A 14,281-nucleotide genomic window follows, 5' to 3' on the forward strand; every position below is an offset into this window, starting at 1 on the left:
AAGAGCGGCTTGGTGACGCCACGACAAATCCGGATGCCGATTTCGGGGTTCGTCTGAGCCGTGCGATTTATATGTAACGTGAGTTCGGGATAAGAAAGGGACAAGCAAGTAAAAGCTAAAAGTCATCAGACCAAAGCTTTACAGGCTCGTCCCATGATTAGTTTAGAAGAAGAATTTTGCAGGATTGTACAATAACTTGCAAGTATCGTTATATCGTGCCCTATGCTGAAGTCCTTATAATCAAACTTAAACAGTGAGATACAAAAATTTTTAGGCTGAGCAATGAAAGAACTACACGATATTAAGGCTGCTTTAGAGCAAGTAAAAGACACGACGAAAAAGCTAGCCTTGGCAACTTTAGTTAAAGTGGAAGGTTCAACTTATCGCCGTCCTGGTGCGCGAATGTTGATGGGTGCAGATGGCTTGATAGTAGGTGCAATTAGCGGTGGCTGTTTGGAAAGTGATGTATTTGAGAAAGCACAGCAGGTAATGAACACTGGTAGTCCTTGTGTGGTTAAGTATGACTCGACCTCCGAGGAAGATTTAATTTGGGGGTTGGGGCTTGGCTGTCAAGGCATTGCTTATGTTTTGATTGAATCGTTGCCAGTAAACGAGCCGAACCAAATTAGTTTTGTCCACAAATGCCTTGATGCTCGGTTTGAGAGTGCTATTGCAACTGTATTTAATATAGAGGGTGAAAGCAAATCTCAAATAGGCGATCGCTTGCTACTAAATTCAGATATCATCAACCACATCAGCGATGAGGAATTAGCAGCAGCGGTTTTAAGGGATACCCAAGCAGCACTTCAACACAAAACCTCGGTAGGGAAACAATATCAGTTAATCGGCGGGAAAGTTGAAGTTTTTATTCAAGTCATTCAGCCGCCGCTGTCGCTGGTAATTTTGGGTGCTGGGTATGACGTTCTTCCCGTTGTTCGCTTTGGCAAACAGTTAGGATGGCATATTACTGTAGTTGATAACCGCCAACGGGAAGCAAGCCGAAAGCGTTTTCAAGAAGCAGATCGAGTTAAGTTTTGTTCTCCTCAGGATGTATTAAAAAAAATCGATATAGATGAGCGTACTGTTGCTGTAGTTATGACTCATAATTATTTAGACGACCTGGAATTGCTGAGAGTGTTATTGCCTTCTGGCTTAAAATACTTAGGTGTACTTGGCCCTAAGAAAAGAACAGCCCGATTATTGCAAGAACTACAACAAGAAGGAGTTATCCCCACTCCACAACAGCAACAAAATTTATATAGTCCGGTGGGACTCGACATTGGGGCAGATAATTCCGAAGAGATTGCTCTAGCGATTATCGCCGAAATTCAAGCAGTAACAGCAAAGCATCAAGGTGGTTTTTTAAGAAATCGCACTGTACCAATTCATGATTCAATCAATAGTCCATTATCAAAAAATTAATGGCTAATACGAGTAGGTTCTTAATAATCAAAAATTCAAAACTTGGGTATGGTATTTAAAATTGGTCTAATTATTCTCGCTGCTGGATCTGCAACCCGCATGGGAAGACCAAAACAATTGCTTTCTTATCAAGGACGCAGCCTGATACTCCATGCGGTTGAAGTTGCCTTAGCTTCTATGAGCCAACCTATCATAGTAGTCCTGGGAGCTTATGTAGAACAAATTAAACCGGAACTAATGCCAAAGGCAGTGCAAGTTGTAGAGAACTCCCAATGGCAAGAGGGAATGTCTTCTTCTATTCGCGCTGGTATTAGTATGCTACTGAAAACTAACTCTAAACTTGATGCAGTTATCATCTCACTTGCAGATCAGCCGCTAGTTTCTCCCCAGGTTTTCAATCAATTGATTCAGTGTTATCAAGAAACGCAAAAAGTAATTATTGCCTCAAAGTATAACGAAACTACAGGTGTACCTGCCCTGTTTAGCAATGCCTTATTTCCAGAACTGATGCAGCTTGAAGGAGATAAAGGTGCAAAAGCGTTAATACAAAAATATATAGATACAGGATTGATTCTGCTAATACCAGAAGCTGCGATAGATATTGATACCCCGGACGATTACAAGCAGTTGCTATTAAATAATTTTAAAGAGTGAAGAGATTATGAAAACTAACGATCGCCACATTTACCAACAAGTAATTTTGACACACGCCAGAAAACCGCAAAACAAAGGAAAAACTAACCCAGTACACCGTCAACACCGAGGAGAAAATCCCTATTGCGGTGATGTGGTTGATTTAACGCTGGTACTAGATGAAGCAGAAAGTAAAATTGCAGACATTAAATTTGAAGGTGCAGGTTGTGCTTTGTGCCTTGCTTCTGCTGACTTAATGGCGATCGCTATCAAAGGTAAAACTATTTCACAGGTGCTTTTAATGGTAGAACAGTTCCGCGAGATGGTAGCGGGAAATACTCAGTTTGAGCCTCCGTTGGAGAAACTCAATATCATGCAAGGTGTTTCCCGATATCCGATGCGGGTTAAGTGTGCAACTTTGGCTTGGCATACCCTCAAAGCGGCGCTGAGTTCGGTTGAAACTATGAACGAACAGGTATAGCCTTTCTCAGTAACATGAGGTGCTCTCGCGGGCATAGGGCATAGGGCATAGGGCATAGGGCATAGGCCTGGTGTGGGCATCAGTTGCGAGCGGTGTGTACCTCATTTTATTGAGAACCGCTATATAATCAGCATCCAGCAGAGGCCCATCCAATAAACTCACGTCAGTTTGATCGTAGCAAGCAGAGAATGAATCGGGTCGTACTGAAGCGCGATCGCGCTGCTCAGAAGGGCTTCTTTGCTGCCTTGGGCGATCGCACAAAAGGCAGGGATAGAGACACTATGAACGCATTCCGAAGGTGAGGAGGCGCGGTTGAAGTGCAATCCTTTCAGTGGCTCAATCGTTCCATCATGAGGAATAGTCTGTGCAATCCGCTGGGTCAGTTCGTCTCTATTGGCTTGCGCTCTGTCTGCCTCGCGCTTTGCCTGCGGGTCATTCATTAAATTGATATCGCACTTTTCACTCGTTTTTGCAGCATTCATTTCTAAGTTTGCAGGATTGTACAACAATCTTAGACGATCGTTCTATTGCTTGCCCTTAAGGATTCATAGAATGAAGCTAAAGCAATGAAAAATGATTTCGGCTTTTTGCCAGCGTCTAGATTTTTATTTAATCTGACTGGTCAAGAGATTCGCCTTTGAAAGGAGTACGGCTATGAACAAAGTCTGGTTGATCACAGGCGCTGGCAGTGGTATCGGCACTGGAATCGCCAAGGCGGCATTACAGGCTGGCGATCGTGTCGTGGCGACCGGAAGAAACCTCGACAAAGTGCGTAATGCCTTGGGCGATGTTGCAAGCGAGAATATTGCGTTTGTCCAGTTGGACGTTTCCGATGAGGTACAGGCGAAAACAGCCGTCGAGGAGGCGGTGAAGCGGTTCGGTCGCATCGACGTTTTGGTTAACAATGCGGGCTACAGTCTGCTTGGTAATTTTGAAGAGATGACCACAACCGACATCGAACGCCAGTTCGCTACGAACTTCTATGGTGTGGTGTAGGTCAGGCGGGGTGCTACGGGTGATGCATCAGCAGCGGTCGGGCCACATCATCAATATCAGCTCGGTTGCTGGCGTAGTCGGGTTTAAGCACTGCGCCGCCTACGCCGCATCGAAGTTCGCGATCGAGGGTCTTTCACTGTCGGTCGCAGCCGAGGTCGAGCGGTTCGGCATCAAGATCACGCTCGTCGAACCAGGCTTCTTCCGCACTGATCTTCTGGATGACCAGAATGTCAGATGGCCCAGCAACGCCATCGAAGACTATGCCGCCGAGGCCAACGTCCAGGATACGTGGTCGGCCTACAACGGCACGCAGCAGGGCGATCCGGCAAAGTTAGGCGATGCTCTGGTCAAGATCGCCAGGATGGAGAATCCGCCGAAACTGTTTGTTGCCGGAAGCGATGCCCTCACGGCGATCGCCCCGGCTGTCGAGGAACGGTTGCAGGCGATGCGCGCCCATGAAGAGCTATCGAAATCAACAGACGGTTCATTCTAGCGATCGCGCGAGAAGCATCATCATTCAGACCTCGACAACAAGACTGTGGACTGGATGGAACAGGTCAGCGGCGATCGATATCAGTCACCAAACACAAACCAATTAGGAGCATCAACCCATGTACAACACGAAAGCTTATTCCGCAGCTAGTGCAACATCACCATTGGCATCCGACACGATCGCACGGCGCGATCCAACCGAACATGACGTTCAGATCGAAATTCTCTTCTGCGGCATCTGTCACTCCGATGTCCATTCGGTGCGTAATGAGTGGAGCGACTTCATGTCTACTACCTACCCGATCGTCCCCGGTCATGAGATCGTCGGACGGGTCACTCAAGTTGGTTCAGCAGTGACGAAGTACAAGCCCGGCGACCTCGCGGGGATAGGCTGTATGGTCGATTCGGATGGTACCTGTCCCCATTGCAAAGCTGGCTTTGAGCAGTTTTGCCAAAATGTGATCTTCACCTACAACTCCCCAGACAAGCACAAGACTGCTCCAGTCACCTATGGTGGCTACTCCGATAGCGTCGTCGTCGATGAACGCTTCGTTCTGCGCGTTCCAGATAACCTCGATCTCGCCGGGGTTGCGCCGCTCCTCTGCGCCGGGATCACCACCTACTCGCCCCTGCGCCACTGGGGCGTCACTAAGGGCAAGAAGGTCGGCGTAGTCGGTCTTGGCGGGCTGGGTCACATGGGCGTGAAGTTCGCCCGTGCGTTCGGTGCCCACGTCGTCGTCTTCACCACCTCGCCCGACAAGACGGAAGACGCGCTCCGCCTCGGTGCTGACGAAGTAGTCGTCTCCCGCAATGCTGACGAAATGCAGCAGCACGCTGGCAGCTTCGATTTCATTCTCGATACCGTCTCCGCCAAACACGACATCAACGCCTATCTCAACCTGCTCCGCCGCGACGGCAACATCACCCTTGTCGGCGCACCTGAGAAGCCTCTGGAGGTCGCGGCATTCAGCCTGATCATGGGCCGCCGCAGTCTCTCGGGATCTAACATCGGCGGCATCGCGGAAACCCAGGAAATGCTCGACTTTTGCGGCGAACATAACATCACTTCCGATGTCGAAGTCATCCCCATCCAAAAAGTCAACGAAGCTTACGAAAGACTGCTCAAGTCCGATGTGAAATATCGCTTTGTAATTGATATGGCATCGCTTAAATCTGAATAACTGAGGCCGGCCCTAGAGGGCAGGGCTGTTTCATTCTCTTGTAGGGGCAAACCCCCCGTGGTTGCCCGATCGCTGAAATGCCCAATTTATCGTGTCTGGGCCGGGGCGGGCACTCTTAGCATTGACCCTACAAAATCCTGGTTTTTCTAAGAATGAAACAGCCCTGCCCCAAAGCCGGGAAGTTCTGCCTAAAGAACAAAGCAAAAAATACCGCAGACGGAGTATCTTTGGCGTTGGCGCAAGATGGAGAGCAGTGGGTGAATTATTTGGATAAATATTCTGAATCTGTACAATAGTTAATCAATTTAACTCGTAATAAACATCGCTTTTATCAACAGGTATACAGGATGCAACCCCCCCTTACTTGGCATTATTTCTAGACCTCTTTCTCACGCTCGTATATCCTGGATAACACAGAAAAATGAGAGGAAACGTGATATTTTAATAGTTAAAAAGGGATTTCATCATCATCTGCCTCTTCCATAGTCTTAGCCGTCATCCGCCAACTCGTAATATACTCAATTTGCACATCAATTTTGTTAATCGCTTCCCCTAACCGCTTTTGGATGTATTGAGTCAGCGTCACCATAAAATCTAACTCAACTCCCACAGATAGCGCAAGTTTTGCCAATTTAGCAAAATCTACCTTCAAAATCGACGAACTGGATAACTTAAAATGGGGAGTATTTTCCTGATTTTGCACCAACATTGCTTTTTTAATGCGCTCTTTCAGGTGCTCAACTTCAGAATCCCGCAACTTCCATTCGGGCAAAATTGCTTTGTACCTTTCCCCCAATGCTGTTAAATCCTCACTCTCCGGTTCCGGCGCAATTTTCTTAGTAGATTTTCGCCGCTGCTGTACATTAGAATTCAACCGCCAACTAGCAATATCCTCCACTTCCAAAGATGGATGATCGATGAGTTTGCCTAACTGTTTTTGAATTTCTTTCGTCAGCGTCACCGGAAAATTTAACTCAATTCCCTCAGTTTGCGTCAGTCTTGCCAGGGTTAGAAAATCTACTTTCATAGCTATCGAACTGGAAAGCTCAAAATAAGAACTGTCTTTGAGCTTTTGGGCCAGCATCCCTGCTTTAATGCGTTCTTTCACTTCAGCGATTTCTGAATCTAGCGGCTTCCACTGAGATTCTATTTCCTGATATTTTTCGCCCAATGCTGTCAAATTTTCCGTTGCGGGTTCGGGGTAACATTGGGCAAGGATTTCTAGCAGGCGACGATGCACTTCAGCTAAATAAACCGCGTCCATCTTGGCATATTCTAGCTGCTTCTGGGTCAGAGGACGCTTTGCCCAATCGCCGCTTTGTTCTGTTTTATCTACATAAGCAATGCCGCAAAGTGTTTCTATTAAAGTTTTGAGTTGTCGATTAGGTAATGGCAGGATGTAATAAGGAATCTGTCTCGCCATTTTCAATGTGCAAGTGACATTTTGAGCGTCGTCATTGCCTAGAAATCTGATGTCATAGCTGGCGTTGTGCAAAACTTTTTCAATATTTGGATTGACCATGATTTGGTTGATAAAATCTTTTGCCAATTCAGGTTTATCCAAGACATCTAGTAGAAAAGTGCCATCTCCACTCGAATCTGTGGAGTCAGCTAACACCTGAATCAGAGATAATCTGGGGTTGGATTTATAGTCTGCTATTTCTGTGTCAACCCACAGGACTTTAGCTTGGGCAAATTTAGCGATGAGTGCTTTGATGTCGTTTTCTGCTGTTAAATAAGGCATTTTTACAGACTTTTGCTATTAACTTTTTGATTCTCTTATGCTATAGCAATTATTGGATCGATTGTCAACGATCGCATTAAGGACACGGCAATGCCGTGTCCCTAGAGGTATTTTTTCATAATTAGTATTAAATGTTGACCAGTCTTGGAAGCAGAAACCGGGAATAGACGATCGCATTTTTACCATTCAGCAGTAAGGTACGCAGCGCGTACCTTACAAACTATTAACCTATGACTATTCTGCCACTTCCTCAGATTCCGATTCTTCGGCCGATTCTTCACCAGCAGGCGGCACTAAAGCCACAGCTACGATCGAATCATCCTCATCCAACCGCTGCACCCGCACGCCCGTTGCAGTTCGCGATTGAGTGGAAATTGCACTCACAGCCTGACGGATAATAATACCTCGGTTGGTAATGATCATCAACTCGTCATCTTCGTTGACAATTCGCAGCGCAGCTACGTAATCTTTAGCCTTTTTAGACTTGAATTTAGTAGCCGTCAATCCCTTGCCCGCCCGTCTTTGTAGGCGGAATTGAGACACTGGAACCCGCTTGCCATAGCCGTTGGTGGTGATTACCAACACCGAAGGAACGTCGCTGCTACTTTTGGTAATTCCTTCGGCTTCTTCGCCTTCAATTTCCTCGGATTGCAGTTCTAATTCTTCATCTTCCAATTCTGCATCTTCAGTTTCTAGGTCAGTAATTTCTGCTACTTCAAATTCCGAATCTTCAGTTTCTAACTGAGCAATATTAGCTCCCTCGAATTCCGAATCTTCAGTTTCCAATTCAGCAATCTCGGCAACAATTGAACTGGGCAATATGTCCATGCTGATCAACTCATCGCCCGATCGCAATTTCATCGATTTTACACCCCGCGTCGCGCGGCCGACAGGGCGCAACTGTTCGTGATTGGTGCGGAAATGAATTGCCATCCCTTGGCGCGTGCCGATGATGATGCTGTCGCCCACTTTTGCTCTCCGCACCCAGCGCAGTTGGTCGCCTTCTTCTAGAGAAATCGCGATTAATCCATTAGTACGGATGTTGCCAAAAGCGGAAAGTGCGGTTTTCTTGATGTAGCCGCCGCGAGTCAACATTACCAAGTATTCTTCGCTGGTGAATTCTGTCACTGACACCATAGAAGTGATTTTTTCTTCTATAGGAATCGGCAGCAGTTGCACCACAGGAGTGCCGCGGGCCGTCCGCGAACAGACGGGGATTTGATAAGCTTTGACAGAGTAAACTACGCCCCTGTCGCTGAAGAACAAAACGCTATCGTGATCGCAGCAGGAAAGGAAATGTTCTACTCCGTCGTCTTCTTTCATTTTCGCGCCTGCTTTGCCGCGAGTAGCCCGACTTTGGGCCTCGAAAGTGCTGACAGGCATCCGCTTGATGTAGCCTTGCTCTGTGATCAGAATAATTGCTTGTTCGTTGGCAATTAAATCTCTTTCATCGATTTCTCCTTCGGCGTGTTCGATGACGCTGCGTCTAGGAGTGGCGATTTTGGTTTGGATTTCGACTGCTTCAAATTCGGCGATTTCTAAGATGCGTTCCCGGCGCGCTAAGATATCTTCCAAATCGGAGATTTTAGCTCGCAGTTCTTCGTGTTCTTGCTGAATTTTTTGCGCTTCTAATGCTGTCAAACGCCTGAGTTGCATTTGCAGAATTGCATCGGATTGCTGTTCGGAAAGACCGTAATTATCCATCAATTCTTGTTTCGCTGCGGCGGAGTCGGCAGCGGCGCGAATTAGGTGAATAATTGCATCTAAGTTGTCTAGGGCAATTAATAAGCCTTGCAGAAGGTGGTCGCGTTCTTCTGCTTTCCGGAGTTCGTATTGAGTCCGGCGAGTAATTGTCTCAATGCGGAAATCTAGGAAGACATTGAGGAATTGGGAGAGCGTAAGTAGTTGGGGTTCCCCGTTTACTAGCGCTAACATATTGGCTCCAAAGTTGGCTTGGAGTGGTGTTTGTTTATAGAGGTTGTTAAGAACGACGCGGGGATAGGCGTCGCGCTTAAGTTCGATCACGATCCGCATTCCGTCTCTATCGCTTTCGTCGCGAATGTCGGAAATTCCATCTAATCTTTTGTCGTTGACAAGTTCGGCAATTTTCTCAATTAGCGCTGCCTTGTTTGTTTGGTAAGGCAATTCGGTGATAATAATTGCTTCTTTGTCGGGGCGGCCCGGATGTTCAATGGTTTCAATGCCGGCGACTCCGCGCATTGTAATAGAACCGCGACCGGTGGTGTAAGCATCGCGAATGCCGGATCTCCCCAGAATTTGCCCTCCGGTGGGAAAGTCCGGGCCGGGGATGTACTGCATCAATTCCAGGTCGGTAATTGCTGGATTGTGAATTAGTGCTACTAAACCGTCAATTATTTCGCCTAAATTGTGCGGCGGAATGTTGGTTGCCATCCCCACAGCAATCCCGGAGGAACCGTTGAGCAAAATTTGGGGAATGCGTGCCGGGAGTACGAGGGGTTCTTGCTGGGAACCGTCGAAGTTGTCGCCGAAATCAACTGTTTCCGAGTCGATGTCGCGCAGCATGGAGTCGCTCGTCAAAGCTGTGAGGCGACATTCGGTGTACCGCATGGCAGCGGGCGGGTCGTTGTCAACGGAGCCGAAGTTGCCGTGGCCGTTGATCAGGCGTTCCCGCATGGAGAAATCCTGAGCCATCCGCACCAGGGCGTCGTAAACCGCTGTATCTCCGTGCGGGTGATACTTGCCCAGCACCTCCCCCACGACGCGGGCGCATTTGCGGAAAGGTCGATCGGGAGTCAAGCCCAATTCGTTCATGGCGTAGAGAATGCGTCGGTGAACGGGCTTGAGACCGTCCCTGGCATCTGGTAGCGCCCGACCGACAATTACGCTCATGGCGTATTCCAAGTACGATCGGGACATCTCATTACCCAGATCCGTCGGGATTATCCGCGACTCAGAGGTGCTCATAGGTTGAAAAACTCCGTTAAAAATTTAAATTTGACCGCTATAAATCTCAAAAATGCGATAAAATCGGTTTGGATTCAGTAGAGCTGCCAAATATTGCAAATTACTCCTGAAATTATATCACAATTTGCCTTTGAGTTTATGGAAAAGTTGCCAGAAAAATTAAGGGACGAAACAAGGACAATTGATGATTTGTCAGTTGGTGATTTTGTCAGCGGTTCGCAAAAGCTAGAAAGGTTTTTTTAGGCGGTCGGGTTTCATGCTTTGGTGAGTTTTTTTGAGGGCTATATAAAAAATTAAAATGGTGGCCCGATCGCAATTTTAATTTAACAAAACCGAAGGCCTTCTTAAAGCAAACTAAAAATCTAAAATCTAAAATCTAAAATCTAAAATCAGCCGATGCTACCCGTCATCTACTCCGAAGATTTCTTGCTGCACAAGACTGGAATGCTTCACCCAGAGCGACCAGAACGTTTAACGGCGATCGCCAACGCTCTGAAGGCTGCTCCTTGGGCGGCTCAAATTGAGTGGCAACTGCCCACCCCAGTGGCGCAGCGCGAAAAAGCACTGTTCTCGGCTATCAAAAAAGTTCACTCGCAAAGATACATCAAAGAAGTCGAACATTTGGCTCATCGGGGAGGCGGCTACCTCGACGGTGATACGCCGATTTCTGCTGAAAGTTACGACGTAGCGCTGCTAGCGGCGAGTGCTTGGCTCGATGGGGTCGATCGAGTGGTGGCTGCGGGGGAACCGGCTTTTGTCCTGGCAAGGCCGCCGGGACACCACGCCGAAAACGCCCGCGCGATGGGTTTTTGCTTGTTTTCCAATGCTGCGATCGCTGCTCACTACGCCCTGGAACAGCCGGGAATCAACCGCGTCGCCGTCCTCGACTGGGACGTGCACCACGGCAACGGCACTCAATCTTTGGTGGAAAACTGTCGGCAAATTGCCTACTGTTCCCTGCACCAATCTCCGTGCTATCCGGGAACGGGAGATGCCGAGGAGCGCGGTGCCTACGAGAACGTGCTGAACATTCCCCTCTATCCGGGCGGTGGCATAGCTGAATACCTGAGCGCCTTTGAATCTCTTGTCGTGCCTTTTTTGTCCAAATTTGAACCGGATTTGTTGATTGTCAGCGCTGGTTATGACGCTACTGCGTCCGATCCGCTGGCGAGCATGACTCTGGCTCCGTCAGATTTCGGTACTTTCACCGGATACTGCCTGCAACTCACCCGCCGCATCGCCTTTGGTTTGGAGGGGGGTTACGCGCTGAAAGAGTTGGCCGAGTCGGTTGTGGCGACTATTGACCGATGCCTCAATTAGCTGGAAAATTGGCATAGGGAAAAATAAGGTTGAGAAGCGGTGAGGAGGGGATGGAGAGTTTTTGAGGGCTATCGGCGAAGCGATTATTTGGCGATCGTGCTTGAAGGTCTTTTTCCCTCTTCCTTCTGAGTTCTTCCTCCTGACTTCAGTGACAAGCATCACAAATTTAAGAGATCCAAGTCACTTGGCATCAAAGTCTCGGTCACAGATTTTTAACCAAAAAATCACACTGTGTCAATGTTTTCGATCGCCTGTGAAGTCGCTCGCGAAGAGCATAATAGGATTACAGTCAGCCTGTGAAAATTTTATCTGTCTCAATCAACTAGGAGGTTTATCATGTCAGTATCCCAAATGACACTGGAAGAGTTATTTGGTCAGGTCATGTTCTCCAGCGTCGTGACTCGCCACGACCGGAGACAGCTCAGATCTGCACTCTTAGAAAGAACACTGAATGAAGATGAGTATGCCATCATCAACCGACTGCTGTACAACGTTCGCCGCGGTTGGGTAAAAATAGTCGATTAAAGACCTGGCAGCCACTCCCTTTAGGGGAGTTAATACCATCTTCGATTTTCGATTAAAGAATTGGTAATAACTGATAACTATCGGGGTTGAGAACACGGGCATACAGTTACATTTTTTGGAGAACTCGTTACAAGTATAACTTGCCGCTTCGGGAAGTTTTTTGTGTTTAATAGTGGGCTCGAAAGTGTGATGTGTTTGACCAGTGTGTTAATTATCAAAATCTCGCTACACATCAGCCTATAGGTAGAGATAATTATAAAATAACAGGTTTCGGGTGCATCTCTACTTGTTGAAAAATTGTGAGTTTTGAGTTACTAACTGAAAAGTTATAATTAACTCAAAACTCATAATTTTTTGGATTTGAGAGGGGAGATTGGAAAGTGGGAAAACTGATGAATATAGCCTTTCTCAGTAACATGAGGTGCACGCTTGATATAGGGCATAGGGCATAGGGAAGACCTCACTTTATTGAGAACTGCTAGCTCAGGGTTGAAAACCGCTAGAAAGTTGATATTTTTTAAACTGATATTAAGAATCAAAACTATAAGCAGTTTCCGGTTGAGGAGGAGTGTGCGATCGTTACAAGCACAGCCAGTCGCATTGGTCGATCGACCATTCCGGCAATTTGAGCTCAGAAGTGTCAAAATATTAACAACCAGTTCATCCCCAAAATATATGGCTCCCGCCGTTTTAATTGAAAATCTTCAGAAACGCTACGGCACTGTAGAAGCCGTTAAAGATGTTTCCTTCAAGGTAGAACCGGGGGAAATATTTGGTTTGCTAGGCCCCAACGGTGCAGGCAAAACCACAACCCTGCGGGTACTTTGTACTTTGAGTGCGCCTGATAGCGGACGCATTGAAGTGTCTGGCATTTCTGCTGTCAGTCAGCCGAGAATTGCCAGACAAAGACTAGGCTACGTCGCCCAAGAAGTGGCTCTCGATAAGGTGCTGACGGGGCGGGAACTCCTGCAACTGCAAGCAGCGCTTTACCATTTGCCGCGCAATACGATTAAAGGGCGGATTGACGAAATGGTGAAACTCCTCGGTTTGGAGGAGTGGCAAAATAAAAAGACGGGTACTTATTCCGGCGGTATCCGCAAACGCCTCGACTTAGCTGCTGGGTTGCTTCACCAGCCGGATGTTTTGGTGTTAGACGAACCGACTGTCGGGCTCGATATTGAAAGCCGGGTGGTGGTGTGGGATTTCCTGCGCCGCTTGCGGGAGGAAGGTACGACGGTTTTGATTACGAGTCACTATCTCGAAGAAGTTGACGCTTTGGCCGATCGCGTGGCGATTATTGACAAGGGTACAGTGATTGCACAGGGCACGCCGGAGGAGTTGAAAAATCGGGTTGGAGGCGATCGGGTGACTCTGCGGATTCGGGAGTTTTCGCCGATCGAAGAAGCTGAAAAAGCTAAAAATCTGATGCAATCTTTGCCTTTTGTGCAGGAAGTAATTGTCAATACCGCTCAAGGCAATTCTCTGAATTTAGTAGTAACACCGCAAAGCGATGCGCTGGTGACTATTCAGCAAGCTTTGAAAAATGCGGGATTGCCTACTTTTGGGATTGCTCAATCTCGGCCGAGTTTGGATGATGTGTATTTGGCTGCGACTGGTAAGACGCTGTTGGATGCGGAGTTGGCTGCTGCTAGCAACCGCGATTTGAAGGCGGAGCAAAAACAGGCGATGCGATCGTAGTTTGAGGGAAGGGAAAAGTTCGTCAGAAACAGGCAAGATGCCTGTTCCACAAAGAGTGAATTTTCTTGTCGAACAGGCATCTTGCCTGTTCATAAACTAGATAAACCGATATTTAAGCTGAATTTGATATCATACATCCAAAACTTGCTCTGCTGTCAATGCTAATTCTGGGAAAGTTCGGGATATGATGCGATCGCTCCCTCGGTAAGCAGTCATTTGATAAACCCCATTTTCATCAAGCAGGTAAACAAAAACAGTCGGCTCTTTCGGGTTGCCCAAATAGTTTCTGCTACCCAAAGCTAAATAATCCACAATCCAATATTCAGAAATTCCCAGCCGCTGATATTCATCCAGCTTGTCGATATAATCATCTTCCCAATTTGTTGATACAACTTCTACAACTAATTGTGGTGGTTCTGTTAGGGCTGAATAGGCGAAGGGCTGCGATTCCCAGAGGTTTTTGTCTACTACTGTAATATCAGGATGGCGGCCTTGTTCTTTACCATTAGGCGTTAAAGTCCTGACTACAATTCTGCCAGATACCCTGTAATTCAGGTTGAGTCGTTTTACCTCGTTTTGGAATGTATTTTCAATAAAATCTGCTACATTTTCGTGCAGTCTTATTGTTGGTAAGATTTTGACAATTTCTCCATTAACCAGTTCATAACGTCCGTCTTCATCTGGAAGTTGCTTGATGAATCGATCGAAAGTGAGCATTAGTTTAGGTTGGGTAGGAGTTGCGATCGTGGTTTGCTCTCATTTAGCTAGATACAGGACTGACGCACTCCGACTCCTAGAAACCGGGTTTTTTGCTGAATCTGTGGCTGTAACTAAGTATTTTCG

Annotated in this window: 11 protein-coding genes and 1 pseudogene; 8 read left to right on the plus strand and 4 right to left on the minus strand. The window is 47.1% G+C overall.

Annotated elements, in window-relative coordinates; all coding sequences use genetic code 11:
• Positions 1-282 precede the first annotated feature (282 nt).
• Genes QUB14_RS24250 through sufU form a run of 3 tightly spaced genes read left to right on the plus strand, consistent with a single transcriptional unit; the run spans position 283 to position 2,536 of the window.
• Complete coding sequence (locus QUB14_RS24250; RefSeq protein ID WP_333220125.1) at positions 283-1,422, plus strand: XdhC family protein; 1,140 nt, start codon at positions 283-285, stop codon at positions 1,420-1,422.
• Positions 1,423-1,470: 48 nt separating this feature from the next.
• Positions 1,471-2,076, plus strand: a complete 606-nt coding sequence (locus QUB14_RS24255; protein ID WP_333220123.1) for a nucleotidyltransferase family protein — start codon at positions 1,471-1,473, stop codon at positions 2,074-2,076.
• A 7-nt stretch (positions 2,077-2,083) separates the two neighbouring features.
• Positions 2,084-2,536 carry a Fe-S cluster assembly sulfur transfer protein SufU gene (sufU, locus tag QUB14_RS24260; protein ID WP_333220121.1) on the plus strand — a complete coding sequence of 151 codons (453 nt, stop codon included), beginning with the start codon at positions 2,084-2,086 and terminating at the stop codon, positions 2,534-2,536.
• Between the two features lie 158 nt (positions 2,537-2,694).
• Here sufU and QUB14_RS24265 read toward each other — a convergent pair whose 3' ends face one another.
• Complete coding sequence (locus tag QUB14_RS24265) at positions 2,695-3,018, minus strand: AraC family transcriptional regulator N-terminal domain-containing protein (protein WP_333220118.1); 324 nt, start codon at positions 3,016-3,018, stop codon at positions 2,695-2,697.
• A gap of 172 nt (positions 3,019-3,190) precedes the next feature.
• Here QUB14_RS24265 and QUB14_RS24270 point away from each other — a divergent pair.
• Both QUB14_RS24270 and QUB14_RS24275 read left to right on the plus strand, forming a co-directional pair.
• Positions 3,191-3,746, plus strand: a pseudogene (locus tag QUB14_RS24270) (SDR family NAD(P)-dependent oxidoreductase); the annotation flags it as partial.
• Positions 3,747-4,143: 397 nt separating this feature from the next.
• Positions 4,144-5,205, plus strand: coding sequence for an NAD(P)-dependent alcohol dehydrogenase (locus tag QUB14_RS24275; protein ID WP_333220114.1), 1,062 nt, complete (start codon positions 4,144-4,146; stop codon positions 5,203-5,205).
• Between the two features lie 448 nt (positions 5,206-5,653).
• On the opposite strand, the gene QUB14_RS24280 is transcribed toward QUB14_RS24275, so the two are convergent.
• A complete protein-coding gene (locus QUB14_RS24280; protein ID WP_333220112.1) occupies positions 5,654-6,949 on the minus strand; it encodes a ribonuclease D in 1,296 nt (431 codons plus the stop codon).
• Positions 6,950-7,183: 234 nt separating this feature from the next.
• Positions 7,184-9,895, minus strand: a complete 2,712-nt coding sequence (gene gyrA, locus QUB14_RS24285; protein ID WP_333220110.1) for a DNA gyrase subunit A — start codon at positions 9,893-9,895, stop codon at positions 7,184-7,186.
• A 396-nt stretch (positions 9,896-10,291) separates the two neighbouring features.
• Here gyrA and QUB14_RS24290 point away from each other — a divergent pair, with 396 nt between their 5' ends.
• From QUB14_RS24290 to QUB14_RS24300, 3 genes are all read left to right on the plus strand, one after another.
• Positions 10,292-11,215 carry a histone deacetylase gene (locus QUB14_RS24290; protein WP_333220108.1) on the plus strand — a complete coding sequence of 308 codons (924 nt, stop codon included), beginning with the start codon at positions 10,292-10,294 and terminating at the stop codon, positions 11,213-11,215.
• Between the two features lie 336 nt (positions 11,216-11,551).
• Positions 11,552-11,740 carry a hypothetical protein gene (locus QUB14_RS24295; protein ID WP_015175516.1) on the plus strand — a complete coding sequence of 63 codons (189 nt, stop codon included), beginning with the start codon at positions 11,552-11,554 and terminating at the stop codon, positions 11,738-11,740.
• A gap of 675 nt (positions 11,741-12,415) precedes the next feature.
• Positions 12,416-13,438, plus strand: a complete 1,023-nt coding sequence (locus QUB14_RS24300; protein WP_333220127.1) for an ATP-binding cassette domain-containing protein — start codon at positions 12,416-12,418, stop codon at positions 13,436-13,438.
• Positions 13,439-13,567: 129 nt separating this feature from the next.
• Here QUB14_RS24300 and QUB14_RS24305 read toward each other — a convergent pair whose 3' ends face one another.
• A complete protein-coding gene (locus QUB14_RS24305; protein WP_333220106.1) occupies positions 13,568-14,155 on the minus strand; it encodes a Uma2 family endonuclease in 588 nt (195 codons plus the stop codon).
• Positions 14,156-14,281 lie beyond the last annotated feature (126 nt).

Source organism: Microcoleus sp. B3-D2 (assembly GCF_036705345.1).
Taxonomy (GTDB): Bacteria; Cyanobacteriota; Cyanobacteriia; order Cyanobacteriales; family Microcoleaceae; genus Microcoleus.

Bases quoted from the DNA above. Each gene is read 5' to 3' on its own strand.
- QUB14_RS24250 (WP_333220125.1), top strand. From the start codon at position 283: ATGAAAGAACTACACGATATTAAGGCTGCTTTAGAGCAAGTAAAAGAC.
- QUB14_RS24280 (WP_333220112.1), bottom strand. From the start codon at position 6,949: ATGCCTTATTTAACAGCAGAAAACGACATCAAAGCACTCATCGCTAAA.
- QUB14_RS24255 (WP_333220123.1), top strand. From the start codon at position 1,471: ATGGTATTTAAAATTGGTCTAATTATTCTCGCTGCTGGATCTGCAACC.
- QUB14_RS24265 (WP_333220118.1), bottom strand. From the start codon at position 3,018: ATGAATGCTGCAAAAACGAGTGAAAAGTGCGATATCAATTTAATGAAT.
- QUB14_RS24290 (WP_333220108.1), top strand. From the start codon at position 10,292: ATGCTACCCGTCATCTACTCCGAAGATTTCTTGCTGCACAAGACTGGA.
- QUB14_RS24300 (WP_333220127.1), top strand. From the start codon at position 12,416: ATGGCTCCCGCCGTTTTAATTGAAAATCTTCAGAAACGCTACGGCACT.
- gyrA (WP_333220110.1), bottom strand. From the start codon at position 9,895: ATGAGCACCTCTGAGTCGCGGATAATCCCGACGGATCTGGGTAATGAG.
- sufU (WP_333220121.1), top strand. From the start codon at position 2,084: ATGAAAACTAACGATCGCCACATTTACCAACAAGTAATTTTGACACAC.
- QUB14_RS24295 (WP_015175516.1), top strand. From the start codon at position 11,552: ATGTCAGTATCCCAAATGACACTGGAAGAGTTATTTGGTCAGGTCATG.
- QUB14_RS24275 (WP_333220114.1), top strand. From the start codon at position 4,144: ATGTACAACACGAAAGCTTATTCCGCAGCTAGTGCAACATCACCATTG.
- QUB14_RS24305 (WP_333220106.1), bottom strand. From the start codon at position 14,155: ATGCTCACTTTCGATCGATTCATCAAGCAACTTCCAGATGAAGACGGA.